Source organism: Stenotrophomonas sp. TWI377 (assembly GCF_039674525.1).
Lineage (GTDB): Bacteria > Pseudomonadota > Gammaproteobacteria > Xanthomonadales > Xanthomonadaceae > Stenotrophomonas.
This window is the reverse complement of sequence record NZ_JBDJNT010000003.1, coordinates 40,075-66,718: the sequence shown is the minus strand read 5'-3', so window position 1 is coordinate 66,718 and position 26,644 is coordinate 40,075. Positions and strand designations below refer to the sequence as shown.

Sequence of the window (26,644 nt, the reverse complement as noted above, 5' to 3'; positions counted from 1 at the left end):
CTCACTGATGGCATTCAAAAAGATCGTAATCAAAACGCGTGAAGGACAGGCCAAGACGCCGCTGGCGCGTTTGCGTTTCTACTTCGAAGATTCCCCCCGGGCCCTGCTGGGCAGTGTGCTGGGGGTGGGCTGCCTGATCGGCTTCGGTGCCGGTATCGGTGGCAGCATGTTCAACGATTCCCGGCTCCACGCCAAGGTCGCACAGCAGGAACGCGAGCTGGCGCAGGCCCAGAAGGACGCTCAGACCCAGGTCAACGCGCTGGCTGCGCGGATGGGCGAGCTGCAGGCGCAGGCCACCCGTCTCAATGCCCTGGGCGAACGACTCACCCAGATGGGCAAACTGGAAGACGGCGAATTCGACTTCAACGAGACCCCCGGCCTCGGTGAAGGTGAGCCCGGCCCGACCCAGGACATCCCGGTCAGCGCGGTCAACGCCGACTTACAGGTGCTGGAGCAGCGCTTTGCTGCTTCAGGCCGCCAGCTGTCGGTGATGGAATCGCTGATGTTCGACCACCAGCTCGAACAGAACGCGGTGCCCTCGCGCATGCCGATCCGCAATACCTACATCACCTCCAACTTCGGCACCCGCAGCGATCCGTTCGGTCGTGGTGCGGCCACCCACAAGGGCATGGATTTCCACGCCAAGGTCGGTGATCCGGTGATGTCGGTGGCCGACGGCGTGGTCAGCTTTGCCGGTGTGAAGGGCGGCTACGGCAACGTGGTCGATGTGGACCATGGCAACGGCTATGTGACCCGCTATGCGCATAATTCGCGCCTGGTGGTGAAGCCGGGCGATCTGGTCCGGGCCGGCCAGGAAGTGGCCAAGGCCGGTTCCACGGGCCGTTCCACCGGTGCCCACGTGCACTTCGAGGTCTGGGAACGCGGCCAGGTGGTCAATCCCCGCAAGTTCCTCGGTGACGGCGGCAACACCCCGGTCGGCCGCGTTTCGCGGGGCTGATCACGGTAATGAACTTGAACGGGGGTGCTTGAAACGCCGGACCCCCGTCCCAAGCTACAATGGGTGTTGCCATAGACAGGGCGCAGTGCGCCCTGTTTCGTTTGCGGCGTGCGCATCCCCTGGGGAGAGCGCCGCCGTTGGGGCGTCTCATTCCAACCGGTTCCTTCAATGATCAACAGCCTGCTTACCCGCGTCTTCGGCAGTCGTAATGAACGACAGCTGCGCCAGCTCAACCGCATCGTCGCCAAGATCAATGCGTTGGAGCCGGAAATCGAAAAGCTCTCCGACGAGCAGCTCAAGGCCAAGACCCCGGAGTTCAAGCAGCGCATCGCTGACGGTGAGGCCCTGGACAAGGTGCTTCCCGAAGCGTTCGCGGTCTGCCGTGAAGCCAGCCGCCGTGTGCTGGGTATGCGCCATTACGATGTGCAGCTGATCGGCGGCATGGTCCTGCACCTGGGCAAGATCGCCGAAATGCGCACCGGTGAAGGCAAGACCCTGGTCGCCACGCTGCCGGTGTATCTGAACGCGCTGGAAGGCAAGGGCGTCCACGTGGTCACCGTGAACGACTACCTGGCCCGCCGTGACTCGGCGCAGATGGGCAAGCTCTACAACTGGCTGGGCATGAGCGTGGGCGTGGTCTACCCGGGCATGCCGCACGGCGACAAGCGCGAGGCGTATGCCAGCGACATCACCTACGGCACCAACAACGAATTCGGCTTCGATTACCTGCGCGACAACATGGCGCTGTCCCGTGCGGACCGCTACCAGCGCGGCCTGCATTACGCGATCGTCGATGAAGTCGACTCGATCCTGATCGATGAAGCCCGCACCCCGCTGATCATTTCCGGCCCGGCCGATGATTCCCCGGAGCTGTACATCCGTGTCAACCGCGTCGTCCCGCACCTGATCAAGCAGGAGGCCGAGGAGGGCGAGGGCGATTTCTGGGTCGATGAGAAGGGCAAGCAGGTCCATCTGTCCGAAGCGGGCATGGAGCATGCCGAGGCACTGCTGGTCGAAGCCGGCATCCTCAACGCCGAGACCGAAGGCCTCTACGCCGCGCAGAACCTGACCGTGGTGCACCACCTCAACGCGGCGCTGCGTGCGCATGCGATCTATCAGCGCGACGTGGATTACATCGTGCGCGATGGTGAAGTGGTGATCGTGGATGAATTCACCGGCCGTACCCTGGCCGGCCGCCGCTGGTCCGATGGCCTGCACCAGGCGGTGGAAGCGAAGGAAGGCGTGCCGGTCCAGCGCGAGAACCAGACGCTGGCGAGCATCACCTTCCAGAACCTGTTCCGCATGTACAAGAAGCTGTCCGGCATGACCGGTACGGCCGATACGGAAGCCTACGAATTCCAGAGCATCTACAACCTGGAAGTGGTGGTGATCCCGACCAACCGTCCGACCATCCGCAAGGACGGTTCGGACCAGGTGTTCCTCAACCGCAACGGCAAGTTCAACGCGGTGCTGGCCGATATCCAGGCCTGCAACGAGCGCGGCCAGCCGGTGCTGGTGGGTACCACCTCGATCGAAACCTCGGAGATGCTCTCCGAGCATCTGCGCAAGGCCGGTGTGCACCACGAAGTGCTCAACGCCAAGCAGCATGACCGCGAAGCGACGATCATCGCCAACGCCGGCATGCCGGGCGCGGTGACCATCGCCACCAACATGGCCGGCCGTGGTACCGACATCGTGCTGGGCGGTTCGCTGGAAGCGCAGCTGCATGAGCTGGGCGAAGAGGCGACGCCGGAACAGCGCGCCCAGGTCAAGGCCGAGTGGCAGGTCCGTCACGATGCGGTCAAGGCGGCCGGTGGCCTGCACATCGTCGGCACCGAGCGCCATGAGTCGCGCCGTATCGATAACCAGCTGCGTGGCCGTTCGGGCCGCCAGGGCGATCCGGGTTCGTCCCGCTTCTACCTGTCGCTGGAAGACAACCTGATGCGCATCTTCGCCTCGGACTGGGTCCAGAAGGCGATGCGCATGATGGGCATGAAGGAAGACGACGTCATCGAGGATCGCCTGGTCAGCCGCCAGATCGAAAAGGCGCAGCGCAAGGTCGAAGCGCACAACTTCGATATCCGCAAGAACCTGCTGGACTTCGACGACGTCAACAACGATCAGCGCAAGGTGATCTACAGCCAGCGCGATGAGCTGCTGGATGCGGAGTCGGTGAAGGACAACGTGGATGGCATCCGTGGCGATGTGATATTCGATGTGGTGGCGCGCTTCGTGCCGCCGAACTCGATCGACGAGCAGTGGGACCTGCAGGGTCTGGAAGCAACGCTGGCGTCGGACTTCGGCATCGACATGTCGCTGACCGACCTGGTCAAGGCACACGAAGAGCTGGATGCCGAGGGCATCGCCGAGAAGGTGCAGGCCAAGGTCGACGAGCACTTCGCGGCGAAGGAAGCCGGCGTGGGTGACGAGACCATGCGCGCGCTGGAGAAGCACGTGATGCTGACCGTGCTGGACCAGAGCTGGAAGGAGCATCTGGCGCGCATGGACTACCTGCGCCAGGGCATCTACCTGCGCGGTTATGCGCAGAAGCAGCCGAAGCAGGAATACAAGAAGGAAGCCTTCGAACTGTTCTCGGAGATGCTGGAGAACGTGAAGCGCGAAGTGGTGACGTTGCTGGCGCGCGTGCGTATCCGCAGCGAAGAGGAAGTGGCGGCACTGGAGCAGGCCGAGCGCCAGCAGGCGGAGGCGCGTCTGCTGCAGTCGCAGTTCCAGCATCAGGACGCGGGCGGTTACGGTGCGGACGAAGAGGCCGCGCAGGTGGAGGCGGCGCAGAACGGCGTGCCGCAGGTCACCCGCGATGAGCCGAAGGTCGGCCGCAATGATCCGTGCCCGTGCGGCAGCGGCAAGAAGTACAAGCACTGCCATGGTCAGCTGAGTTGATCGGCTGATTGGACGTGCCGAAGAAGCCCCGCCTTGTGCGGGGCTTTTTTTTGGTTCTTCTTCCATCCGCGTGGCAGGTATGTGGTGCGCGTTGACCCTTCCAGGCACGGCGGTCGCTGCGGGGCCCTTACGCGCGCGGCAGCTCCGAGCGGAGACGCCACCACGAGCCACAACGAGCCCCCACAACTACCCGCAGGGGCATTGCGTCACGGGCCCCGGTTTGGGCATCCTCGGGGTATGTCATCTCCCCTTCGTTCGATCCATGTCGTGGCCGGCGTCATCACCGACGCCCGCGGCCGCATCCTGCTCAACCGTCGTACCGAGAACCGCGATATGGCCGGCCTGTGGGAATTCCCGGGCGGCAAGCGGGAGCCCGGCGAAACCTCCGAGGAGGCGCTGGTGCGGGAGCTGCGCGAGGAGCTGGGGATCGAGGCGGAGATCGGTGAGTGGATCATGGATGTGCCGCAGATCTACCCGGACAAACGGCTCCGTCTCGAGGTCCGCCGGATCCAGAGCTGGAAGGGCTCGCCGCGGGGCCGCGAGGGACAGGCGATCACCTGGGTGGCGCCGGACAAGCTGCACCGGTATTCGATGCCGCCGGCGGATCTGCCGGTGGTGGCGGCGTTGCGGCAGCCGGACCGGTATCTGATCACGCCGGAGCCGGAGGGGGAGGAGGACAGCCTCCACCAGGCCTGGCTGGGGCGGCTGGCGCAGGCGCTGGAAAGCGGGGTGCGCCGGGTGCAGCTGCGTACGCCGTCCAGTCCGGCACGGGTGGCCTTGGCCGAGCGGGTGATCCAGCAGCATGGGCCGCGCACGCAGTGGCTGGTCAACCGGGATATCGACCTGGCCGGTCGGTTGGGGGTCGGGGTACACCTGGGCAGTGAGCAGCTGCTGGCGCTGGACGCGCGGCCGCTGCCGGTGGGTCAGCTGGTGGCCGCGTCCTGCCACGATCTGGCGCAGCTGCAGGCGGCGCAGCGATTGGGCTGCGACTTCGCGGTGCTGGGGCCGGTGCAGGCGACGGCCAGCCACCCGGGGGCGGCACCGCTGGGCTGGGCGGCGTTCGAGGCGCTGCGCGAGCAGGTGTCGTTGCCGCTGTATGCGCTCGGCGGGATGACCCCCGGTGATATCGAGGAGGCGCGCCGCCACGGGGCGCAGGGCATTGCGGCGATCCGATCGCTGTGGCCGGCTACAGCGTGATCCAGAAGCAGCCGTACTGACGGCGCAGGCCGAATACGGTCCTGGCCGGGGTGGCGGTGCTGCCGAGGGTCTGCTCGATGCGCAGGCCGACCGGGCGGGGCCGCGAGGGGGCCTCCACAGCGCCCGCAGCGGCGAGTGTCGGGTCCACCCACACTGGCGTGCTGTCCGGGTAGACCGGCGCGATGTCGATCAGCGGGCGTTGCACCACCGATTCCAGACGACCGATGATCTGGTTCGCCGTGGCGTTGGAGACGTTGCTCCACAGGTAGATCGAGGACAGCCGGTTCACGTCCTGCGCGCTGACCGCGTCGCGGATCTGCCCGGTCAGTTCACTGAGCCGGCGCGCGCAGCCGGCGCGGTAGATGCCGGTGTTGCCGACGCTCGCGGTGCGCGGCGGGAGTCGTGAGGTGGCACCCACTGCATCGCAGCGGCGGTCGGTGAAGACGGTTTCGCCCTGCGCGTTGGTGCAGCGGTTCACGCGCTGCGGTGCCTGCGCCAGGGCAGGCGGCGAGGGCAGGCACAGTGCACACAGCAGGAGCCACACGAGCGGTTTCATCGCAGCAGCGTAGCGGCGTGGGTGTTATCTGCAAGCGATGCGTGGCGGCCTCAGCCGCGCAGCAGTTTCAGGACCTGGGTGGTCGGCTTGGCCAGGTTGAGCGTGTAGAAGTGCAGGCCCGGCGCACCGCCAGCGACCAGGCGTTCGCACAGGCTGGCGACGACCTCCGCACCGAACGCGCGGACCGAGTCGGCATCGTCGCCGTAGGCCTGCATGCGCTTGCCGATCCAGCGCGGAATCTCGGCACCGCACTGCTCGGAGAAGCGGCGCAGCTGGCTGAAATTCGAGATCGGCATGATGCCCGGCACGATCGGTACGGTGACCCCCAGCTTGCGCACCGCATCGACGAAGTGGAAGTAGGCATCGGCGTTGAAGAAGTACTGGGTGATCGCCGCATCGGCACCGGCGTCGATCTTGGTCTTGAAGTGCTTCAGGTCCAGCAGCGCGTCGTTGGCCTGCGGGTGGGTCTCCGGATACGCGCCCACTTCGATGCGGAACGCATCGCCATGCTCGGCGCGGATGAAGCTGATCAGTTCGGAGGCATACCGCAGGTCGCCGGGGTGGCCCATGCCCGAGGGCAGGTCGCCGCGCAGGGCGACGATGCGGCGGCAGCCGATCGCGCGGTACAGCTTGAGCAGTTCGCGGATTTCCTCGCGGCTGCCCCCGACGCAGGACAGGTGCGGGGCGGCTTCGAAACCATGGTGCTGCTTGAGGTGGCGCACGGTTTCGGAGGTATAGCTGAGGGTTGAGCCGCCGGCACCGAACGTACACGACACGTATTCCGGCGCGAACACCTTGAGCTTGGCCGCGGTCCGGTCCAGCTGGGCGCGCTGCTCGTCGGTCTTGGGCGGATAGAACTCGAAGCTGATGGCGGTCATGGCGGGGGTGCGTCGACGGGTGTGGCTCAATCATATCTTTTCATCGCGATGAATGTGAAGTGCTTCGATGTGCCGTGCACGCCCGGCCGGGTACAGTGAGCGCTGATCTTCCGGAGCAATCGCCATGCAGATTCTCGTGACCGGTGGCACCGGCTTCATCGGCAGCCGCCTGTGCGCGCGCCTGCTGGCCGAGGGCCATGACCCCATCGTCCTCACCCGGCGGCCTGGCCGGAACCCGCAGAAGGGCGTGCGCAGCGTTGCAGCGCTGGCGGAGGTCGGTCCGGTCCAGGCGGTGGTCAACCTGGCGGGCGAGCCGTTGATGGACGGCCGCTGGAGTGATGAACGCAAGCAGGCGTTGCGCGATTCCCGGATCGGCACGACGCAGGCGCTGCTGGCCTGGATGGCCGCGCTGCCCGAACGGCCGAAGGTGCTGGTGTCCGGCTCGGCGATCGGTTGGTACGGCCCCCGCGACAGCGCACCGCTGGATGAGACCGCCTCGCCGGGGCACGACTTCGCCGCGATGCTGTGCCGGCAGTGGGAGGCCGAGGCGTTCAAGGCCGAGGACCTCGGCGTGCGCACTTGCGTGCTGCGGACCGGCATCGTGCTCGACCGTGAGGGCGGCGCACTGCAGAAGATGCTGCCACCGTTCCGGATGGGGCTCGGCGGGCCGATGGGCGATGGGCGGCAGTGGATGAGCTGGATCCATCGCGAGGACCTGGTCGGGATGATCCTGTGGCTGCTCACCACCGACCGGGCACGCGGCGCCTACAACGGCACCGCGCCCGGCACGGTCACCAACCGGACCTTCGCCACCACGCTGGGCGAGGTGCTGCATCGTCCAGCACGACTGACCACCCCGGCGTTCGCGTTGAAACTGGGCTTCGGGGAAATGAGCGGGCTGCTGCTGACCGGGCAGAACGTGCAGCCGGCGCACGCGTTGGCGGAGGGGTTTGTCTTCCAGTATCCGTCGCTGCCTGAAGCGTTGCAGGCGATCGTGGGTGCGCCGGATCGCTGAGGCGGGGATGTTCATCCGCCACTGCCGACCGCTCATCGTCTGTCTGCCGCCGCTGCTCATGTAATCGCCCCGGCGGCGACGTCCCGCGGCAGTCTTCATGCTCACCCAGCAGGAGCCTGCCATGTCGACCGTCCGTCCCCGCCGCCTCTACTCCATCGCCCCGTTGGCCGCGCTCGCGCTGACCGCATGGGCCACCTTGGTCAGTCCCGCGCATGCCGCCACCGAGCATTTCCAGGATCTGCAGGTCGAGGTGATCGGCAGCGGCCGGCCGGTGCTGATGATCCCGGGCCTCAACAGCGGTGCGCAGGTCTGGCGCGAGACCTGCGCCGCGCTGCAGCCACAGGTGCAATGCCACTTGATACAGCTGCCCGGCTTTGCCGGTGCGCCTGCGGTGGCCAGCGATGACTTTCTGAGCGCCATGCGTGACCGCCTGCTGGCCTACAGCGCGGACCGCAAGCTCGATTATCCGGCCGTGATCGGCCACAGCCTCGGTGGTGTGCTGGCGCTGCAGATGGCGATCGCGGCGCCGCAGAAGATCGGGCCGCTGGTGATCGTCGATGCCCTGCCGTATTTCGGCGCGGTCCAGAATCCGGCCGCGACGCCGGCCACGCTCAAGCCGATGGCCGAGCAGATGCGGGCCGGGATGCTTGCCGCCGACGCCACGCAGTACGCGGCGCAGACCGACGCCGCCGTTGCCAACATGGCGCACGCCCCCGAGCAGGTTGCGACCTTGAAGCTGTGGGGACGCGACAGTGACCGCGCCACCACCGCCAACGCGATGTACTCGATGACGATGACCGATCTGCGCCAGCCGATCGCCGGCATCACGGCCCCGGTGCTGGTGCTGGGCGCGTGGGCGGCCTATCAGCCGTTCGGTGCGACCGAAGCCAGTACGCGGCAGGTATTCGCCACCCAGTACGCCGCGCTGCCCGGCGTGCGGATCGAGATGAGCCGCGCCGGCTACCACTTCCTGATGTGGGATGATCCGCGCTGGCTGCAGACGCAGATCCGGGGCTTCCTTGATCTGCCTGCAGCGCCCTGATCGAGGCCGGCGTGGAGACGATGAGCGAGAAGCGGACAGCACGCGATACCGGTTTCTGGTGGGCGAATGCGGGTCTATGGTCCTGCTACCTGGGCTTGAGCCTCGGCATGGGCATCGCTTACCGCGGCAACTGGTCCGGCGGGACCCTGATCTACGTAATGGTCGCGCTTGGTCTGTTCGCCGGCAGCGCAGCGATTCGCGCCTGGGCGCTTCGTCATGCCTGGTTGCAGCGCGATCTGCTGGGAATCACGTGGCGGATGACGCTGGCCGTGGTGATCGTCGCGGCCGCCATCCAGCTCGCTACCGCGGCTGTGCTGTTGCCCGCGGTGGCCTGGGAGTGGGTGAAGCTGCCGGGGCAACGCGCCTATTACAGGCCGATCGACATCTTCAACTATTGGCTCAGCACCGCCATCGTTCTGAGCGTGTGGTGCGCACTGTGGACCGGTCGCCGCGCGCTGCAGCGTGCGCGCCACAGCGAGATGGCGCAGCTGCGCGCCGAAGCGCAGCGGGCGACGCTGGAGCACCAGGCGCTGCGTGCGCGGCTCAATCCCCACTTCGTGTTCAATGCGCTCAACAACCTGCGCGCCCTGATCAATGAAGACCCGGCGCGTGCACGCGACATGGTCACCCATCTCTCCAGCACGCTGCGGCACGCCCTGGTGCATACCGACGGGGGCTGGGTCACTTTGGCCGAGGAGTGGCGCGTGGTACAGGACTACCTGGCGGTGGAGGCGATCCACTACGAGGACCGCTTGCGCGTTCACACCGACATCGAGCCGGCCGCGCTGTCCGCACGGCTGCCGCCGATGGCGCTGCAGCTGCTGGTGGAGAATGCGATCAAGCACGGCATCGCCGTCCATCCCGGCGGCGGTGAGCTGACGATCCGCGTGCGCCTCGATGGTGGCTGGCTGCGGGTGGCGGTGGACAATCCCGCCGCGCACGACGCCAGCAGCGAAGGCCACGGCATCGGGCTGGCCTATCTGCGCGCGCAGCTGGGCATCGACGCGGCGCCCTCTTCATCCAGCCGGGGCACGTTCCTGCTGGAGCGACAGGGTGAGCGCATGCTGGCCCGCCTGGAGGTGCAGCAATGAGCGCCTTACTGCGGGTGTTGATCGTGGACGATGCGCGACTGGCGCGCCGCGAGCTGCGTACCCTGCTGGCGGCGATCCCGTGGGTGGTGTGTGTCGGCGAGGCCGACGACGTGCCCGCGGCCCGCGAGGCGATCCTGCGCGAGCAGCCCGATCTGGTGTTGCTCGATGTGCAGATGCCCTCGGGCGAGGGCTTCGATGTGCTCGACGGACTGGAGACGGTGCCGATGGTGGTGTTCGTCACCGCTTACGACCAGTACGCGGTGCGCGCCTTCGAAACCAACGCGCTCGACTACCTGGTCAAGCCGGTGGAGGCAGGCCGCCTGCAGGCGGCGCTGGAACGCGGCCGGGAGCGCCTCTCGGCACCGGCCGCCCCCACTGCGGCGGACAGCGTGCGCGATGCGCTGGGTGCCGAGGATCAGGTGTTCCTGCGCGATGGGGAGCGCTGCTGGTTCGTGGCGCTCGGGGAGATCCGCAAGGTCGTGGTTGACGGCAACTACGCGCGGCTGTGGTTCCGCGACCAGAACGCGGTGCTGGCACGCAGCCTCAGCACGCTGGAGGCACGGCTGTCGCCGGCGCTGTTCTTCCGCGCCAACCGCAACACCCTGGTCAATCTGCGACGTGTGCGTGCGATCGAACCGTCCCTCGGCGATGGCTACGACCTGACCCTGGATGATGGCAGCCAGGTGGAGGTGTCGCGGCGGCAGGCCCGCGAGCTGCGTGAGCGGCTGGCGCTGTAGGGCACGCGCCGCACGCGTTACCCTGTGGGGATCTCCACCGCCTGATTGTGCCCATGTCCATCGTTCTCACTGCGTTCGCCCGTCCCCGCCTGTTCCCGCGCGTCCCACGCGGCAACACCATCCAGGACTGCACCGCCGAGCAGTTCGAACAGCACCTCAACACGCATGCGCCGTTCAAGGTGCTCGATGGCTACGCGCCCTTCTGCAAACTGCATGTGTACGAGAACTGGACCTCCACGCGCTGCCTGACCGTGCCGATCACGGAGGGCAACCGCCACCAGCTGCGCAGTGGCTACGAGGCGCGCAACCGCGAGGAACTTCCGGTGCTGGTGCGCTGGTTCGAAGGCGTGGAATCGCCGCGCGCGAACTACCTGGTGGTGATCCTGTACAGCGCCGAGCAGTTGGCCAAAGAGGGCTCGCCCATCGATGCGGACTGGGGCATCGTCGGCTGCATCTACACCGCCGAGCCGGAGGAAGTGCCGATGGCCCCGATCACCATGATGCGCAACGCCTTGGGCGTGGAAGAGGGTGGCTCGGGCGTGCCGCTGGATCGCGAGGCTTATCAGCGCGCCGTGGCGTTCTGGGACCGCAACGCCAACTGGCGGCCTTGAGGCGCTGATCCGCAGCGATGGCACGTTGATCGAAGACGACGGGTAGTGCCGGCCGCTGGCCGGCTCCTCAGTCTGTCTGACGCATGAGGCAAGCGTCACGGGGAGCCGGCCAGCGGCCGGCACTACCGGTCAACGCGGTTTGCCGATGCTCGCGTAGCTGCCGCCGGTGAGCTGCAGCAGATCGGCCGGTGCCAGCGCCACCTCCAGCCCGCGCCGGCCGGCGCTGACATGCAGCGTCGGTAGCGCCTGCGCGCTGGCATCGAGGAAGGTGCGGTGCTTTTTCTTTTGCCCCAGCGGGCTGATCCCGCCGACCAGGTAACCGGTGGCGCGCTGTGCCTGCTCGACCTGTGCCATCTCGCACTTCCTGCAGCCGGCTGTTTCGGCGAGCGCCTTCAGGTCAAGGGTGCCGCTCACCGGCACGATCGCCACCAGCAGCTCGTGCTTCTCTGTACTGGCCAGCAGCGTCTTGAATACCTGCGCTGGATCCAGGCCGAGCTGCTGCACTGCCTCGCCACCGTAGGAGTCGGCGGCGGCGTCATGGTGATAGGACAGCACGCTGTGCGCGATGCCGGATTGCTTCAGCAGGTTGATGGCGGGCGTCATGGCGGCATCGTAGCGTGGTGCGCGGAGTGTTGGCTTGACCGAGGCTATCGGAACCGCCGTACCGACCAACGGTAGGTACCTACCGGAACTGCCGTACCGACCAATGGTCGGTACCTACCGGAACCGCTGTACCGACCAACGGTCGGTACCTACCGGAACTGCCGTACCGACCAATGGTCGGTACCTACCGGAACCGCTGTACCGACCAACGGTCGGTACCTGCCGCGATCCAACGAAAACGGGCGCCTTTCGGCGCCCGTCTGTTTCAACGCAGCTGGACCGGCACGCCGATCAGTAGCGGTAATGCTCCGGCTTGAACGGACCTTCCACCGGCACGCCGATGTAATCGGCCTGTTCCTGGCTCAGGGTGGTCAGCTTCACGCCGATCTTTTCAAGATGCAGGCGCGCCACTTCTTCGTCCAGCTTCTTCGGCAGCAGGTATACCTTCTTCTCGTAGCTGTCCTTGTTCGCCCACAGGTCGATCTGCGCGAGCGTCTGGTTGGCGAACGAGTTGGACATCACGAAGCTCGGGTGGCCGGTCGCGCAGCCCAGGTTGACCAGACGGCCATCGGCCAGCAGGAAGATCGCATTGCCGTTGTCGAAGATGTACTTGTCGACCTGCGGCTTGATGTTGATCTTCTGCACGCCGGCCAGCGCGTTCAGCGCATCGACCTGGATCTCGTTGTCGAAGTGGCCGATGTTGCAGACGATGGCCTGGTCCTTCATCGCGCTCAGGTGCTCGATGCGGATGATGTCCTTGTTGCCGGTGGTGGTGACGTAGATGTCGCCACGGCCCAGGGTGGATTCGAGGGTGTTGACCTCGAAGCCTTCCATCGCGGCCTGCAGGGCGCAGATCGGATCGATCTCGGTGACCACGACGCGTGCGCCGTAGGCACGCAGCGACGCGGCGCAGCCCTTGCCCACGTCACCGTAGCCGCAGACCACGGCAACCTTGCCGGCCAGCATCACGTCCATCGCGCGCTTGAGGCCATCGGCCAGCGACTCGCGGCAGCCGTACAGGTTGTCGAACTTGCTCTTGGTGACCGAGTCGTTGACGTTGATCGCCGGGATCAGCAGGGTGCCGGCCTGGGCCAGCTGGTACAGGCGGTGCACGCCGGTGGTGGTCTCTTCGGAGACACCCTTCCAGTCCTTGACCACGCGGGCCCAGTAACCCGGGCGCTCCTTGGCGACGCGCTTGAGCAGGTTCTTGATGACCTGCTCTTCGTGCGAGGCGGCCTTCTCGTTGACCCAGTCGCTGCCGTTTTCGAGCTCATAGCCCTTGTGGATCAGCAGGGTCACGTCACCGCCATCGTCCACCACCAGCTCCGGGCCGGTCAGGGTGCCGTCGGGCAGGGTGAAGGTCAGTGCGTCCAGGGTGCAGTCCCAGTATTCCTCCAGCGACTCGCCCTTCCAGGCGAACACCGGGGTGCCCGACTTGGCAATCGCCGCCGCCGCGTGGTCCTGGGTCGAGAAGATGTTGCACGAGGCCCAGCGCACGTCCGCGCCGATGTCCTTCAGGGTCTCGATCAGCACCGCGGTCTGGATGGTCATGTGCAGCGAGCCGGTCACGCGCACGCCCTTCAGCGGCAGGGTGGCGGCGTGCTTGCGACGGATCGACATCAGGCCCGGCATTTCATGCTCGGCGATGTCCAGCTCCTTGCGGCCCCAATCGGCCAGGGAGATATCGGCAATCTTGTAATCGCCTTCGGTGGAGAAGGTCTTGGCAACAGCGTTCATTCAAAGCTCCGGTGTAATGACGAGTCGATACTCGTGTTCGCCGGGCGCCGTTGGAACCAATCCTGGCCACCGAGCCTGGCCGCCCCCGGAGAAGGTCCGGAACGGTCGCAGCGCCCCTCGGTGGAGGGTCACCCATTATATCGCGGCCGGTTGCATTGGCATGAATCGGTCCCTGCCCCCAACCATCGGCAGGGGGGCGATCGGCGCGCGGCTGTTAAGGTCGGGGGTTCGTATCAGCACAGGCACACACCATGACACGCACCCCCGGTCGACGCGCTCCACAGTGGCGCCATACCTTGATCCTCGGACTGGCCCTGCTGGCGGTGCCGCCGTTGGCGCTGGCCGCCGCCCCGGCCGCGAAGACCACTGCGCCGACCGCAGCCGCCGCCAAGGGCGATCAGGGCGGCTACCAGCTACCGTCGCCGGCCCTGCAGGCCGTGGTCGATGCGCCGCGTGCCCCGACCCTGAGCCTGTCCCCGCGCCGTGACCTGGCCGCGCTGCTGCAGACACCGCCGCTGCCGTCGATCAACGACGTGGCCCAGCCCGAACTGAAGCTGGCCGGCCTGCGCATCAACCCGGCCACGCATTCGGCCAGCCGCTTCAGCTTCGCCGACAAGCTGTGGCTGATGAGCGTCGCCGATGGCAAGGAGCGCCAGATCAGCGGGTTGCCGCAGCCGTTGTCGATCGCCACCTTTGCCTGGTCGCCGGACCAGAAGTACATCGCCTTCAACCAGGTGCACGCGGCCACCCGCACCAATGAACTGTGGATCGTCGATGTCGAGGCCGGTTCGGCGCGCCGCCTGGTCGGTGATCTGAACACGGTGATGGGCGATGGCTACAGCTGGCAGCCCGACAGCCGCGGCCTGCTGGTGATGCAGCAGCTCAAGGGCCAGGGTGCGGCACCGGCCACCGGCGGCATCCCGACCGGCCCGGCGATCCAGCAGACCGAGGCCGACGCCGGTGTGCGCACGATCCGTACCTACCAGGACATGCTCAAGAACGAGGCCGATGCCCGCCTCTTCGACTACTACGCCAGCGCGCAGCCGGCCAAGGTCGCGCTCAACGGCGTGACCACGCCGCTGTCCACCGGTGGGGTGTACTGGGATGTCACCCTCTCCCCGGATGGCCGTTACCTGCTGAGCGAGCGGGTGGTGCGTCCGTATTCCTATCTGGTGCCGGCCAGCGCGTTCGCGCGTCGCATCGAAGTGCTGTCCGCCGTGGACGGCAAGCTCGAACACACCGTCGCCGACCTGCCGTTGAAGGAAGGCCTGCCGACCGGCAACGATGCGGTGGCCACCGGCGTGCGCCGGATCGACTGGCGCGCCGATGCACCGGCGACCCTGGTCTGGGCCGAAGCGCAGGACGGCGGCGACCCGAACCGCGAGGCCAAGGTGCGCGATGCGGTGCTGATGCAGGCCGCCCCCTTCGATAAGCCGCCGGTGACGCTGGCGCAGCTGGGCAGCCGTTATGCGGGTATCCAGTGGGGCCGTGGCGATCTGGCGCTGCTCAACGAATCGTGGTGGAAGAACCGCGAGGTCAAGCAGTGGCGGATCGCGCCGGACCAGCCGGAGAAGGCGGCGGAACTGCTGTCGGCGCGTTCCTCCCAGGACCGCTACAACGACCCGGGCCGCCCGGGCCTGGTGCGCGACGTCAACGGTCGCTCGCGCCTGCAGGTCAGCGCCGATGGCCGCAGCATCTTCCTGTACGGGCTGGGCGCCTCGCCGGAAGGCGACCGTCCGTTCGTGGATCGCCTTGATCTGGACAGCAAGCAGACCACCCGCCTGTTCCACTCGCAGGCGCCGTCCTACGCCGCGCCGGTGGCGCTGCTTGACCAGGAAGGCACCTCGCTGCTGCTGACCCGTGAATCACCCGACGAGCCGGCCAACTTCTACGTGCAGTCGCTGGCCGATGCCACCGCCGCACCGAAGGCGTTGACCCACTTCCAGCACCCGCTGCCGCAGCTGCGTGGGGTGAGCAAGGAGCAGATCCGCTACAAGCGCAACGATGGCGTCGACCTGACCGCCACGCTGATGCTGCCGCCGGGCTACAACGCGAAGAAGGACGGTCCGTTGCCGCTGCTGATGTGGGCCTATCCGGGCGAGTTCAAGACGGCCGAGGCCGCCAGCCAGGTCACCGATTCCCCGTACCGCTTCAACGCGATCAGCTACTGGGGCCCGCAGGCGTTCCTGGCCAAGGGCTACGCGGTGCTGGTCAGCCCCTCGATGCCGATCATCGGCGAGGGCGACAAGGAGCCGAATGACACCTACCTGCCGCAGCTGATCGCCAATGCCGAGGCGGCCGTGAATGAAGTGGTGCGGCGTGGCGTGACCGACCGTGAGCACATCGCGATCGGTGGCCACTCCTACGGTGCGTTCATGACCGCCAACCTGCTCGCGCATACCCGCCTGTTCAAGGCCGGCATCGCGCGCAGCGGCGCGTACAACCGCACGCTGACCCCGTTCGGCTTCCAGGCCGAAGAGCGCAACTACTGGCAGGCGCAGGAGGTCTACCAGAAGATGTCGCCGTTCAACTATGCCGACAAGATCAAGGACCCGATCCTCTTCATCCACGGCGTGGACGACAACAACTCCGGCACGTTCCCGATCCAGAGCGAGCGCATGTTCGCCGCGGTGAAGGGGCTGGGCGGTACCTCGCGCCTGGTGATGCTGCCCAACGAATCGCATGCTTACCGCGCGCGCGAATCGATCATGACCATGCTGGCCGAAAGCGAGCGGTGGCTGGAGCAGACCGTAGGCGAGGGCAAGCCGGTCAAGAAGAAGCGCTGAAACACCGGCAGGTACCGGCCGCTGGCCGGTACCTAGCGATGAAGGTGACCGGTAGTGCCGGCCGCTGGCCGGCTCCTCGGAATGCACGCGACCGGCGATGCACTGGCACCTGTCCGATACGCATGGAGCCGGCCAGCGGCCGGCACTACCAGATGTAACTATTTGCGCGACGCAGCAACGACGCGATTGTGGGTTAGGCTTGAGCGGATTCCGTTCCCGAGGCCAGTGCGTCGCAGATGAACGAGTACCGTAGCAGCATCGTTTTTGCCACTCCCGATATTCCCCTGCGTGACGATGTACGCCGACTCGGCGCACTGGTCGGCGACCTGCTCGCCGAGCAGGTCTCCACGCAGTTCTTCGAAGATGTGGAACAGGTGCGTACGCGCGCCATCGCCCGCCGCGAAAGCGACGCCCCCCTGTCCGATCTCAACGATGCGCTGACCGGCCTGCCGCCGGCGCGCGCCGAAGCGATGGTGCGTGCGTTCAGTACCTATTTCCAAGTGGTGAACATCGCCGAGCGGGTGCACCGCATCCGCCGCCGCCGCGACTACCAGCGCGCCGGTACCGCCACGCCGCAGCCCGATGGCCTGCAGGACGCACTGGTCAACCTCAAGGCACAGGGCGTCACCCTGGACGAACTGGCCGAGTGGCTGCCGCGCATCGACATCGAGCCGGTGTTCACCGCGCACCCGACCGAGGCGGTCCGCCGCGCGCTGCTGGAGAAAGAGCAGTTGATGGTGGCCAGCCTGGTCGACAACCTCGACGGCCAGCGCACCCCGGGAGAAGCGGCCGCTGACGCCGCGCGTTTCCGCATGGCGCTGACCGCCTCGTGGCAGACCACCGATTCCTCGCCCGTGCGCCCGACCGTGGAAGACGAGCGCGAGCATGTCGGCTTCTATCTCGTGCAGGTGCTGTACCGGGTGATTCCGGTGCTGTACGAATCGCTGCAGCAGGCACTGCTGGATACCTATGGCCAGGAACTGCCGCTGCCGCGCCTGCTGCGCTTCGGCACGTGGGTGGGCGGCGACATGGATGGCAATCCGAACGTGGACGCCGGCACCATCCGCAACACCCTGGATGCGCAACGCCAGGCCGTACTCGGCCGCTACCAGAAAGACCTGCTGCAGCTGGCCAGCCTGCTCAGCCAGTCCACCGAGCGCGTGGCGGTCAGTGATGAACTGCAGGCCCGCGTGGACCATTACAAGGCGTTGCTGCCCAAGGTCACCTCGCGCCCGCGTCATGCCGACATGCCGTACCGTCTGCTCAACGACCGCATGCGCGCGCGGGTACAGGCGACGATGGACGATGCGGAAGGCGCCTACGCGTCGCCGCAGGAACTGACCGACGACATCGAGCTGATCCTGCGCAGCCTGCACGAGAACAAGGGCGACCATGCCGGCGGCTTCGCGGTGCGTCGCCTGCTGTGGCGGGTGCGCACCTTCGGCTTCCATCTGGCGCGCCTGGACGTGCGTCAGGAATCGAGCGTGCATGGTCGCGCGCTGGCCAGCGTGCTGGATGGGCAGGAGGCCTGGGACGCCGCCGATGCGGTCACCCGCGCGGCACGGCTGGCCCCGTTCGCCAGTGGCGAGCAGGCGCTGCCGGTGAGCAACGAAGAAGGCGGTGAGCGCCTGGACGCGGTGTTCGCGGCGCTGGCCGATGCACGCCGGCGGCACGGTGCCGATGCGCTGGGCAGTTACATCATCTCGATGGCGCATGACCGCAGCGATGTCCTCGCCGTGCTCGCCTTGGCACGTCGTGGCGGCCTGGTGGATGACGCCGGCGCGGTGCCGCTCGACATCGCCCCGCTGTTTGAAACCGTGGACGATCTCAAGCGCGGTACTGACACGCTGCGCGATCTGCTGGCCGATCCGGTCTACCGCACGCACCTGGCCTCGCGCGGCGATGTGCAGATGGTGATGCTCGGCTACTCGGACAGCGGCAAGGATGGGGGCATCGCGGCGTCGCGCTGGGGCCTTCAGCGCGCTCAGGTGGAACTGTTGGAGGTCGCTGCCGAGAACGACATCCGCCTGACTTTCTTCCACGGCCGTGGCGGCTCGATCAGCCGCGGGGGTGGCAAGACCACGCACGCCGTGGATGCCTCGCCGCGCGGCAGCATCGACGGCCGTCTGCGCGTGACCGAGCAGGGCGAAGTGATCCATCGCAAGTACGGCATCCGTGCACTGGCGCTGCGCTCGCTGGAGCAGTCCACCGGTGCGGTGCTGCGCTCCAGCCTGCGCCCGCGCGCAGCGGAACCGCGCGAGGAACAGTGGCGCCCGGTGATGGACCTGATCGCGCAGAAGAGTGCGGAGGCGTACCGCGCCTTCGTCGGCCAGAAAGACTTCATGCAGTACTTCCGCCTGGCCACGCCGATCGACGTCATCGAGCGGATGACCTTGGGCTCACGCCCTTCGCGCCGGCTGGGCGAGGATGCCGCACTGACCAACCTGCGCGCGATTCCATGGGTGTTTGCGTGGAGCCAGGCGCGTGCCGTGATCCCGGGCTGGTATGGCGTCGGCAGTGGCCTGCAGGCGGCGATCGATGCCGGTCACGAAGGCCTCCTGAAAGAGATGGCGCGCGACTGGCCGTTCTTCAGCACGTTCCTGGACGACATCGCGATGGTGCTGTCCAAGGGCGACCTGACCATCGCCGAACAGTTCTCGCAGTTGTCCGGTGCGTTGCATGGCCGCTTCTTCCCGCAGATCCAGGGCGAGCTTGAGCTCACCTCACAGTGGATCCTGGCACTGACCGGGCAGGACGCACTGCTGCAGCACGACCAGCGCCTGGCGCTGTCGATCCGCCTGCGCAATCCCTACATCGATCCGATCAGCGTGCTGCAGGTGGACCTGCTGCGCCGCTGGCGGGAGAGCGGGGGCGAAGACGACGATGTGCTGCGCGCGCTGGTGGCGTGCGTGAACGGTGTTTCGCAGGGCGTACAGAACACCGGATAGGCCACGCCGGGTAGTGCCGGCCGCTGGCCGGCAGCGCGCGCCATATGGCAGGTATCGACCAACGGTCGATACCTGGCCGGTAGGCCATGACCGTTGGTCATGGCCCAGGGCTCAGACCCGCTCGACCAGATCGCCCGGTGCAGGCGGATTGGATGCCAGCAGCTCCAGGTGGCGCTGCTCCATCTCTTCGCGCAGCTGGCGGCGGATCAACGCGGCGGCATGCCGGCGGCGTTCGTCGGCGGTCTCCAGCACCAGCGGCGGCACCGGGGTCGGCTTGCCGTCGTCGTCCACCGCGACCATGGTGAAGAAGCAGCTGTTGGCGTGGCGCACGCTGCGCTTGAGGATGTCCTCGGCCACCACCTTGACCCCGATCTCCATCGAGGAGGTGCCGGTGTAGTTCACCGAGGCCAGGAAGGTGACCAGCTCGCCGACCGCGATCGGCTGGCGGAACATCACCTGGTCCACCGACAGGGTGACCACGTAGCTGCCGGCATAGCGGCTGGCGCAGGCATAGGCGACCTGGTCGAGCAGGCGCAGCACGGCACCGCCGTGCACCTTGCCGGAGAAATTGGCCATGTCCGGTGACATCAGCACCGTCATGGAGAGCTGGTTGGATTTGAATTCGGGCATGGCTGGAGTGTAGCGCCGCTTGACCCATTGGTAGAGCCGACCGTTGGTCGGCTGGTCGCGCGCGGCGCGACGATGGGTCAAGGCGCCCAAACGACGACGGGCCGCTTTCGCGGCCCGCCGTTTGTTTCGTCGATCATTGCCGCGCTGCGCGCGGCCAGCCGACCAACGGTCGGCTCTACCCGTAAGAAAAGGGCCGCTTTCGCGGCCCATTTCTTACTTCAACTTCGCATCCGCGCGCAGGGCGGCGGCGCGATCGGTCTTCTCCCAGGAGAAGGCGGTCGCGTTGACGGTTTCGCCAGCAGCGTTGAGGTAGCTGAAGTCCTTCGGCTTGCGGCCGAAGTGACCGTAGGCCGCGGTCTGCTGGTACATCGGGTGGATCAGGTCCAGCATCTGGATGATGCCGTACGGGCGCAGGTCGAAATGCTTGCGGATCAGCTTTTCGATCTTGTCATCGCTGATCTTGCCGGTGCCGAAGGTGGTGACCGAGATCGAGGTCGGCTCGGCCACGCCGATGGCGTAGGAGACCTGCACTTCGCAACGGTCGGCCAGGCCGGCGGCCACGACGTTCTTGGCGACGTAACGGGCCGCGTAAGCCGCCGAACGGTCGACCTTGGACGGATCCTTGCCCGAGAACGCACCACCCCCGTGACGGGCCCAGCCGCCGTAGGTGTCGACGATGATCTTGCGGCCGGTCAGGCCGCAGTCGCCCACCGGGCCGCCGATCTCGAACTTGCCGGTCGGGTTGATGTGGAACTTGGTGCCCTTGTGCAGCCACTTGGCCGGCAGCACCGGCTTGATGATCTCTTCGCGGACGGCCTCGATGAGGTCCTTCTGCTTCACGCCCGGGGCGTGCTGGGTCGACAGCACCACCGCGTCGATGGCCGAGACGGCACCGTTTTCATAGCGCAGGGTGACCTGGCTCTTGGCATCCGGGCGCAGCCAGGACAGCGGCGAATTCTTCTTCTTGCGGATCTTGGCCTGCTGCTCGACCAGGCGGTGCGACAGGTGGATCGCGGCCGGCATGTAGCTGTCGGTCTCGTTGGTGGCATAGCCGAACATCAGGCCCTGGTCGCCAGCGCCCATTTCTTCGGGCTTCTTGCGGTCCACGCCCTGGGCGATGTGCGGCGACTGCTTGCCGATCAGGTTCAGCACGCCGCAGGTCGCGCCGTCGAAGCCGACGTCGGAGCTGTCGTAGCCGATGTCCAGGATCACCTTGCGGGTCAAGGCTTCCAGGTCGATCCAGGCGCTGGTGGTGATTTCACCGGCGACGATGGCCACGCCAGTCTTGACCATGGTTTCGCAGGCCACGCGCGCACGCTTGTCCTGGGTCAGGATCGCGTCCAGCACCGCATCGGAGATCTGGTCGGCAATCTTGTCCGGATGGCCTTCGGAGACCGATTCGGAGGTGAACAGGTAGCTGGACATCAGGCGTAATATCCTTTGATTCGGATGGAAAGATGGCCGCGAATGATACACGGCAAGTCGCGCACTTGCATTGTGCGTCAGCACGGGTTGCCCGTGGTTAAGCCCGCGTGCCCGTCGCAGGGCCCGGTGTGACGGGATTGGGGCCCAGCGTCGCCGCCCAGTGTTCCACGAGCGTGACAAATGGCCTGCCGCCCGTGCCGATGGGCGGGCGCCCGGATGCTCCCGAGGCCGGGGCGTGTCACCCGCCCGTCGTCAAACCGCCATCGGGCTGTCGCCGGGGCCGTGCAGGCTTCGGCGCATCCGGCCGCCGGACCTGAGGAGCACGCCATGCACGCATTCGAGCAGCGCGACGCGCGGGAGGCCGCCCCACGGCCCGTGACGACCCTGGCGCCCCATCGGCGGGCCGTCTTCCTGTCTGACGTGCACCTGGGCTCACGCCACTGCCATGCCGCCGAACTGGCCCGGTTCCTGGCCGAGCTGCGCTGCGAACGGCTGTATCTGGTGGGCGACATCATCGACCTGTGGTGGATGGCGCACCGCCGGGCCGCCTGGCGGCCGGCCCACAGCGAGGTGATCCAGGCGCTGCACGCGCTGCAGCGCACCGGCACCGAGATCATCTACATCCCGGGCAACCACGATGCCTCGCTGCGCAAGGTCTGCGGGCTGATGCTGCCGGCCATGCAGGTGCGGCGCCGGGCAATCCATGTGACCGCGGACGGGCGCCGGCTGCTGGTCGTGCACGGCGATGACTACGACGGTGTCACCCACTTCGGCGGCCTGCAGGAACAGTTCGGGGACTGGCTGTACTACCGCATCCTCACCGGCAACCACCTGCTCAATGCCGCGCGACGACGGCTCGGCCAGCGCTACTGGTCGCTCTCCGAATTCCTCAAGAAGCGCAGCGGCGCGGCCGAGCGTTACATCGAGCGCTTCGTCCAGGCCGGGCTTGAGGATGTGCGGCGGCGCGGTCTGGATGGCATCGTCTGCGGGCATATCCACCGTGCCGCGCTGGTCGAGCGCGACGGGCTGATCTATGCCAACGACGGTGACTGGGTGGAAAGCCTGACCGTGCTGGCCGAAGACCCGGATGGGAGCCTGCGGCTGCTGGATCACACCGGGCAGACCCTGGTGGCGCTGCCCGGCAGCGCCGAATTGGCCAGAGCGGCCTGAGCAGAACGGCAGAGGCGCATGGCCAGTCCCGGCTGCTAGCATCGGCCGATGGACTCCTTTACCCAGATCGTTCTCGGCGGCGCGGTCGCCGCCGCCATCGCCCCGGCCGGCCATCGCCGCGCGGCCCTGTTGGCCGGTGCCGCACTCGGCACCCTGCCGGACCTGGATGCGCTGGTACTGGCCTTCACTGCTGCCGATCCCGTGGCGCTGATGGTCGAGCACCGCAGCTACAGTCACTCGCTGCTGGTGCTGCCGTGGGTGGCTGCGCTGATCTGGTGGCTGTTCAAACGGTTCGGTCACGGCCGCGTGGCGCAGGCGCCGGGGCGCTGGTTCTGGGCGATCCTGCTGGCGCTGATCACCCATCCGCTGCTGGATGCCTTCACCGTCTACGGCACCCAGCTGTGGTGGCCGTTCACCCCGCACCCGACGATGTGGGCCAGCGTCTTCATCATCGACCCGCTGTACACCGTGTGGCTGCTGCTCGCCTGCGCAGTGGCATGGTTCGCGCGGGCGCGTCCGCTGGCGCAGAAAGCGCTGGTGGCCGGGCTGGTGCTAAGCAGTAGTTACCTGGGCTGGTCGTTGCTCGCCAAGCACACCGTCGATCGCGACGCCGATCGCGCGCTGGCGGCGATGGGGCTGGGCGATGCGCCGCGCTTCTCGGTGGCGATGCCGTTCAACACGCTGCTCTGGCAGGTGGTGGCGACGACGCCCAACGGCTACGTGATCGGCGAACGCTCGCTGATCGCCGACCGCGGCCCGATGACCTTCGAGGGCCATCCCTCCAACGTGCAGGCCCTGCGCCAGGCAGCCGAGCTGCCGGCCGTGCAGCGGCTGAACTGGTTCAACCGCGGCTTCATGCGTGCCCAGGTGGTCGATGGCGAACTGCGGCTCAGCGATCTGCGCATGGGCCTGGAGCCGGACTACACCTTCACCTTCGCGGTTGCGCGGGCGGAAGGCGATGGCTGGGCCGGGATCACACCGCGACAGCTGCGCCCGGCGTATGAAGGGGAGCAGGGCAGGACGATGCTGAAGCGCCGGTTCGCGGCCCTGTGGCAGCGCATCTGGCATGCGCCGCCGAGCACCGACGTGATCGCACCGAAGGCAGGTTGGACGGAGGCACCGTGACCGAACGGTTTGAAATGGAGATCAATGGCACGCGCTACACGCGGCTGGCCGATGTGCCGCCGGAATACCGCGCGCTGTTGCTGGATGTGACCCCGGGCCGCTCGGCCGAGCAGCCGGCGGTGCCGTTGCGCGAGATCCTGCACAAGGCCAAGGCGCAGCCGGACCGCGCGCGCCAGCAGCAGGTGCTGCTGGACGAGCTGCGCAAGGTCGATCCCGAGCGCGCGCGACGCATGCAGAACAAGCTCACCGAGCGCAGCCAGCGGCCGGCCACCGGTACCCTGGAAGTGGGCAGCACGCCCACCGCACGCCCGCGCGAAGGGGCCCGCAACACCGCCGGTGGCAGCACGGTGGCCCCGGGGGACCGGGGCGGACTGGGCATCTGGTTGCTGCTGGCCGCCGCGGTCGTGGTGACCGTGATCGCCTGGGCGACGCGGTAGGTCCGCGACGCGGTCAGTACACGGTCGCGCGGGCCTGCACGAAGGAGAAGAAGAACACCGCGTTGGGGTCGTTCTGGACCAGGCTGAACTCGCGGCGCATGCCATCCACCGTTTCCTGGTCGACCAGCCCGGCCTCCAGCAGCGGATCGGCGGCCGACAACAGCAGCTGCTCCCAGAACGCGATCATGGTCTTGCGACGGGCCGGTTCGCGGTTGTCCAGGTGGATGGTCTTGATCTCGGTGTGCACATCGCGGAAGCCACCGGCCAGCAGCAGGTTGCCGAGCTTGGCACCGACGAACGGATCGCCCCCGTGGTCGTACTGGAAATCGTTGAAGGCCATCCAGTAGCGCCAGATATGCGGCGAGTACGGATCGAGCAGGAACGAGGCGTTCATCACTTCGGTGACATACACCGGCGAACCCGGCACCAGCACACGGCGCACCTCGTTGAGCACCCGCGCCGGTGACGGCACATGCTCGAGCACCCAGCACAGGAAGGCCGAATCGAACTCACGCGCGCCGAACGGCAGGTTGCCGGCATCGGCCTGCAGCAGCGTGTAGCGCTCGCGGCACCACGGCGTCTTGGCCAGGTTGGTGGCGGCGGTGGCCAGTTGCGCCTCGCTCAGGTCCACGCCGGTGACATGCAGTTCCGGGAACCGCCGCAGCAGGATGTCCGTCTGTGCCCCGACGCCGCTGCCGACTTCCAGCAGGCGCGTGGCGCCGCCGTAATCGATGCCGCTGAAGATGCTCGATTCGAACAGGCGCGACTGGGTGACCAGGCGGTGCTGCTCGGTATCGGAGAAGCCGTGGAGATAGGTCGGTGCAGTGATGGGCGGGGTCATGGCGAAGGCTCAGGCAGCGGACGACAACGACTCGCCGGCGGCGAGGGCGTCGAAATATTCGGTGGTCAGGGCGACCTGGCTGGCCGCATCCTCGGCGCGGTTGACCACCGCACGGAAGGCGGCGTTTTCCGGCCGGTCCTTGGCGTACCAGCCCAGGTGCTTGCGCGCGATGCGCACGCCCTGCTGCTCGCCATAGAAATCATGCAGCGCATGCAGGTGGCCCAGCAGCAGGTCGCGTACCTCGGCGACCGACGGCGGCGCCAGCAGCGCGCCGGTGGCCAGGTAATGCGCCACCTCGCGGAAGATCCACGGGCGGCCCTGGGCGGCGCGACCGATCATCACCGCGTCCACGCCGGTCTGCTTGAGCACCTGCGCGGCCTTCTGCGGTGAATCGATGTCGCCGTTGGCGATCACCGGAATGCGCAGCGCGGCCTTGATCGCGGCGATGGTCTCGTACTCGGCGGTGCCGGTGTAGTGCTGGTCGCGGGTACGCCCGTGCACGGCCAGCGCGGCGATGCCGCTGTCTTCGGCGATGCGCGCGATCAGCGGGCCATTGCGATGGTCGCAATCCCAGCCGGTGCGGATTTTCAGGGTGACCGGCACGTCCACCGCGTTGACCACTGCGGTCAGGATGCGCGCGACCAGATCCTCATCGCGCATCAGCGCCGAACCGGCCCAGGCGTTGCACACCTTCTTGGCCGGGCAGCCCATGTTGATGTCGATGATCTGCGCGCCGTGGTCCACGTTGTAGCGCGCCGCCTCGGCCAGCTGCTGCGGCTCGGTCCCGGCGATCTGCACGCTGATCGGGTCCGGCTCGCCGGCATGGTCCATGCGGTGGAGCGATTTGCGGGTGTTCCAGAAGCGCGGATCGGAGATGGTCATCTCCGAGGCAGCCAAGCCCGCACCCAGCTGTTTGCACAGCAGGCGGAAGGGCTTGTCGGTGACACCGGCCATCGGCGCCAGCACCACGTTGGGCTGGATGTTGTAGGGGCCAATCTGCATGTGCGCATTGTAGTGCCGGCCGCTGGCCGGCAACCACGCAGGTACCAGTACCTGTTCAGGCCGATCCGGAAGGGCCTGATGCGCTCCGGTCATGAGCATATGCTTGACGATTGCTTCCGCCGCCCCCAGCGGCGGCTGATGCTGGCGGGTTACCGGTTACCGGTTACCGGTTACGCGCGAATAGGTGCCGACCAACGGTTGCGCTCAGGGCGCCGGACCACACGCATAGGCCAGCACCGCCAGATGCCGCTGCGGGTCGAGCCCGAGCAGGGCCAGCACGGCGGCGTCCTCGAACGCGCCGATCGCGCAGCCGGCGGCGTTCATCGCCGCCACTTGCTCCCCCAGTGCGCCCAGCCAGACCCCGGCCTCGATCAATACGAAGCGGCCACCGCGCTCGCCGTACTTGGCCAGCGTGCCGGCCGGTTCGGCGATCAGGAACAGCACGGCCGCCGGGCGCTCGGGCCAATCCACGCCGAGCAGCCTGGACAGCGCCGGCCATGCGGGGCAGGGCCCCACCGGCACCAGTGCATGCCCGATCGGGTCGTACCAATGGATGCCCGGCTCTGCGGCGATCGCGTCATCGGTGCCGTACAGCGCGGCATACGCCTGGATCGGGTATTTGGCACCGCCGGACGGCAGGCGCCGCGTGTCACTGTCGCCGGGCCGGGCCCGCAGCGGGGCCAGCACGCACCCCAGTTCCTGCGCGCCCCAGCGTGCGTCACCGAAGCGGCGGCCACTGTGGCGCTGCGCCACGGCGTCACCCGGCTGTACCGGGTCCGGCAGGGCGATGCCGGCGGCCGCATGCACCGGGCGGGGTGGCGACCCGGGGCGTGCGGCATCTTCGGCGATACGCGTGCGCATCACCTCGGCGCGCGCGGGATTGAGCTCGCCGTTGTGCCAGAACAGATGGAACAGCGGGGCATCGTGCCAGGGGGAGGGCGGTGACGGCATGCG

Annotated in this window: 22 protein-coding genes and 1 riboswitch; of the genes, 13 read left to right on the top strand and 9 right to left on the bottom strand. The window is 67.3% G+C overall.

All coding sequences use genetic code 11. The annotated features are described in order from the left end of the window. Positions 1 to 7: 7 nt before the first annotated feature. The 3 genes from ABE546_RS04935 to ABE546_RS04925 all read left to right on the top strand — a co-directional run bounded on the left by ABE546_RS04935 (position 8) and on the right by ABE546_RS04925 (position 5,056). Positions 8 to 958, top strand: a complete 951-nt coding sequence (locus tag ABE546_RS04935) for a M23 family metallopeptidase (protein ID WP_019182479.1) — start codon at positions 8 to 10, stop codon at positions 956 to 958. Positions 959 to 1,126: 168 nt separating this feature from the next. Next, positions 1,127 to 3,859, top strand: coding sequence for a preprotein translocase subunit SecA (gene secA / locus ABE546_RS04930; protein WP_313210213.1), 2,733 nt, complete (start codon positions 1,127 to 1,129; stop codon positions 3,857 to 3,859). Positions 3,860 to 4,096: 237 nt separating this feature from the next. Then, on the top strand, positions 4,097 to 5,056 hold the full coding sequence (locus ABE546_RS04925; RefSeq protein WP_346462846.1) for a Nudix family hydrolase: 960 nt from the start codon (positions 4,097 to 4,099) through the stop codon (positions 5,054 to 5,056). Here ABE546_RS04925 and ABE546_RS04920 read toward each other — a convergent pair. Together ABE546_RS04920 and metF are read right to left on the bottom strand one after the other, a co-directional pair. Then, positions 5,046 to 5,612 (bottom strand): hypothetical protein, encoded by a 567-nt coding sequence (locus ABE546_RS04920; protein WP_346462845.1) that lies wholly within the window; start codon positions 5,610 to 5,612, stop codon positions 5,046 to 5,048. The genes ABE546_RS04925 and ABE546_RS04920 overlap by 11 nt on opposite strands. Positions 5,613 to 5,662: 50 nt before the next feature. Next, entirely contained in the window at positions 5,663 to 6,490 is an 828-nt protein-coding gene (gene metF, locus ABE546_RS04915) for a methylenetetrahydrofolate reductase [NAD(P)H] (protein ID WP_313219979.1), read from the bottom strand. A gap of 124 nt (positions 6,491 to 6,614) precedes the next feature. Here metF and ABE546_RS04910 point away from each other — a divergent pair, with 124 nt between their 5' ends. The 5 genes from ABE546_RS04910 (at position 6,615) to ABE546_RS04890 (ending at position 10,986) form a co-directional block, all read left to right on the top strand. Next, a complete protein-coding gene (locus ABE546_RS04910) occupies positions 6,615 to 7,505 on the top strand; it encodes a TIGR01777 family oxidoreductase (RefSeq protein ID WP_313219978.1) in 891 nt (296 codons plus the stop codon). Between the two features lie 121 nt (positions 7,506 to 7,626). Continuing rightward, the gene (locus ABE546_RS04905) at positions 7,627 to 8,547 is read left to right on the top strand and encodes an alpha/beta hydrolase (RefSeq protein WP_346462844.1); all 921 of its coding nucleotides are present in this window, start codon (positions 7,627 to 7,629) and stop codon (positions 8,545 to 8,547) included. A 107-nt stretch (positions 8,548 to 8,654) separates the two neighbouring features. Beyond that, entirely contained in the window at positions 8,655 to 9,638 is a 984-nt protein-coding gene (locus ABE546_RS04900) for a histidine kinase (RefSeq protein ID WP_346462843.1), read from the top strand. After that, a complete protein-coding gene (locus tag ABE546_RS04895) occupies positions 9,635 to 10,375 on the top strand; it encodes a LytTR family DNA-binding domain-containing protein (protein ID WP_313210198.1) in 741 nt (246 codons plus the stop codon). Before ABE546_RS04900 ends, ABE546_RS04895 begins: the two co-directional genes overlap by 4 nt. A gap of 53 nt (positions 10,376 to 10,428) precedes the next feature. Then, entirely contained in the window at positions 10,429 to 10,986 is a 558-nt protein-coding gene (locus tag ABE546_RS04890) for a DUF3228 family protein (RefSeq protein WP_346462842.1), read from the top strand. Positions 10,987 to 11,115: 129 nt separating this feature from the next. On the opposite strand, the gene ybaK is transcribed toward ABE546_RS04890, so the two are convergent. Continuing rightward, the gene (gene ybaK, locus ABE546_RS04885) at positions 11,116 to 11,589 is read right to left on the bottom strand and encodes a Cys-tRNA(Pro) deacylase (protein WP_313210194.1); all 474 of its coding nucleotides are present in this window, start codon (positions 11,587 to 11,589) and stop codon (positions 11,116 to 11,118) included. 291 nt (positions 11,590 to 11,880) lie between these two features. Further along, complete coding sequence (gene ahcY / locus ABE546_RS04880) at positions 11,881 to 13,326, bottom strand: adenosylhomocysteinase (RefSeq protein ID WP_313210192.1); 1,446 nt, start codon at positions 13,324 to 13,326, stop codon at positions 11,881 to 11,883. Between the two features lie 35 nt (positions 13,327 to 13,361). Beyond that, positions 13,362 to 13,451: riboswitch (S-adenosyl-L-homocysteine riboswitch) on the bottom strand. A 126-nt stretch (positions 13,452 to 13,577) separates the two neighbouring features. Between ahcY and ABE546_RS04875 the strand changes: the two genes are divergently transcribed. Beyond that, positions 13,578 to 16,112: a prolyl oligopeptidase family serine peptidase gene (locus ABE546_RS04875; RefSeq protein WP_346462841.1), complete on the top strand. Its 2,535-nt coding sequence runs from the start codon at positions 13,578 to 13,580 to the stop codon at positions 16,110 to 16,112. Between the two features lie 236 nt (positions 16,113 to 16,348). Further along, positions 16,349 to 19,060 (top strand): phosphoenolpyruvate carboxylase, encoded by a 2,712-nt coding sequence (gene ppc, locus ABE546_RS04870; protein ID WP_346462840.1) that lies wholly within the window; start codon positions 16,349 to 16,351, stop codon positions 19,058 to 19,060. A gap of 111 nt (positions 19,061 to 19,171) precedes the next feature. Here the strand turns inward: ppc and ABE546_RS04865 are convergent, their stop codons facing one another. Together ABE546_RS04865 and metK are read right to left on the bottom strand one after the other, a co-directional pair. Beyond that, on the bottom strand, positions 19,172 to 19,690 hold the full coding sequence (locus ABE546_RS04865) for an acyl-CoA thioesterase (protein WP_070471768.1): 519 nt from the start codon (positions 19,688 to 19,690) through the stop codon (positions 19,172 to 19,174). A 213-nt stretch (positions 19,691 to 19,903) separates the two neighbouring features. Beyond that, the gene (metK, locus tag ABE546_RS04860) at positions 19,904 to 21,115 is read right to left on the bottom strand and encodes a methionine adenosyltransferase (RefSeq protein WP_313210185.1); all 1,212 of its coding nucleotides are present in this window, start codon (positions 21,113 to 21,115) and stop codon (positions 19,904 to 19,906) included. A 327-nt stretch (positions 21,116 to 21,442) separates the two neighbouring features. On the opposite strand from metK, the gene ABE546_RS04855 reads away from it, so the two are divergent. From ABE546_RS04855 to ABE546_RS04845, 3 genes are read left to right on the top strand one after another with little or no spacing between them, the layout of a single operon-like run. After that, positions 21,443 to 22,285 (top strand): UDP-2,3-diacylglucosamine diphosphatase, encoded by an 843-nt coding sequence (locus ABE546_RS04855; RefSeq protein WP_313210183.1) that lies wholly within the window; start codon positions 21,443 to 21,445, stop codon positions 22,283 to 22,285. A gap of 48 nt (positions 22,286 to 22,333) precedes the next feature. Further along, positions 22,334 to 23,410, top strand: a complete 1,077-nt coding sequence (locus ABE546_RS04850; protein WP_346462839.1) for a metal-dependent hydrolase — start codon at positions 22,334 to 22,336, stop codon at positions 23,408 to 23,410. Beyond that, the gene (locus ABE546_RS04845; RefSeq protein ID WP_313210179.1) at positions 23,407 to 23,847 is read left to right on the top strand and encodes a hypothetical protein; all 441 of its coding nucleotides are present in this window, start codon (positions 23,407 to 23,409) and stop codon (positions 23,845 to 23,847) included. The genes ABE546_RS04850 and ABE546_RS04845 overlap by 4 nt, the downstream gene beginning before the upstream one ends. 13 nt (positions 23,848 to 23,860) lie before the next feature. Here the strand turns inward: ABE546_RS04845 and ABE546_RS04840 are convergent, their stop codons facing one another. From ABE546_RS04840 to ABE546_RS04830, 3 genes are all read right to left on the bottom strand, one after another. After that, positions 23,861 to 24,688: a methyltransferase domain-containing protein gene (locus tag ABE546_RS04840; RefSeq protein ID WP_070471740.1), complete on the bottom strand. Its 828-nt coding sequence runs from the start codon at positions 24,686 to 24,688 to the stop codon at positions 23,861 to 23,863. A gap of 9 nt (positions 24,689 to 24,697) precedes the next feature. Continuing rightward, on the bottom strand, positions 24,698 to 25,690 hold the full coding sequence (dusB, locus tag ABE546_RS04835; RefSeq protein ID WP_313210176.1) for a tRNA dihydrouridine synthase DusB: 993 nt from the start codon (positions 25,688 to 25,690) through the stop codon (positions 24,698 to 24,700). 204 nt (positions 25,691 to 25,894) lie between these two features. Next, positions 25,895 to 26,641: a SagB/ThcOx family dehydrogenase gene (locus tag ABE546_RS04830; protein WP_346462838.1), complete on the bottom strand. Its 747-nt coding sequence runs from the start codon at positions 26,639 to 26,641 to the stop codon at positions 25,895 to 25,897. Positions 26,642 to 26,644: the final 3 nt, after the last annotated feature.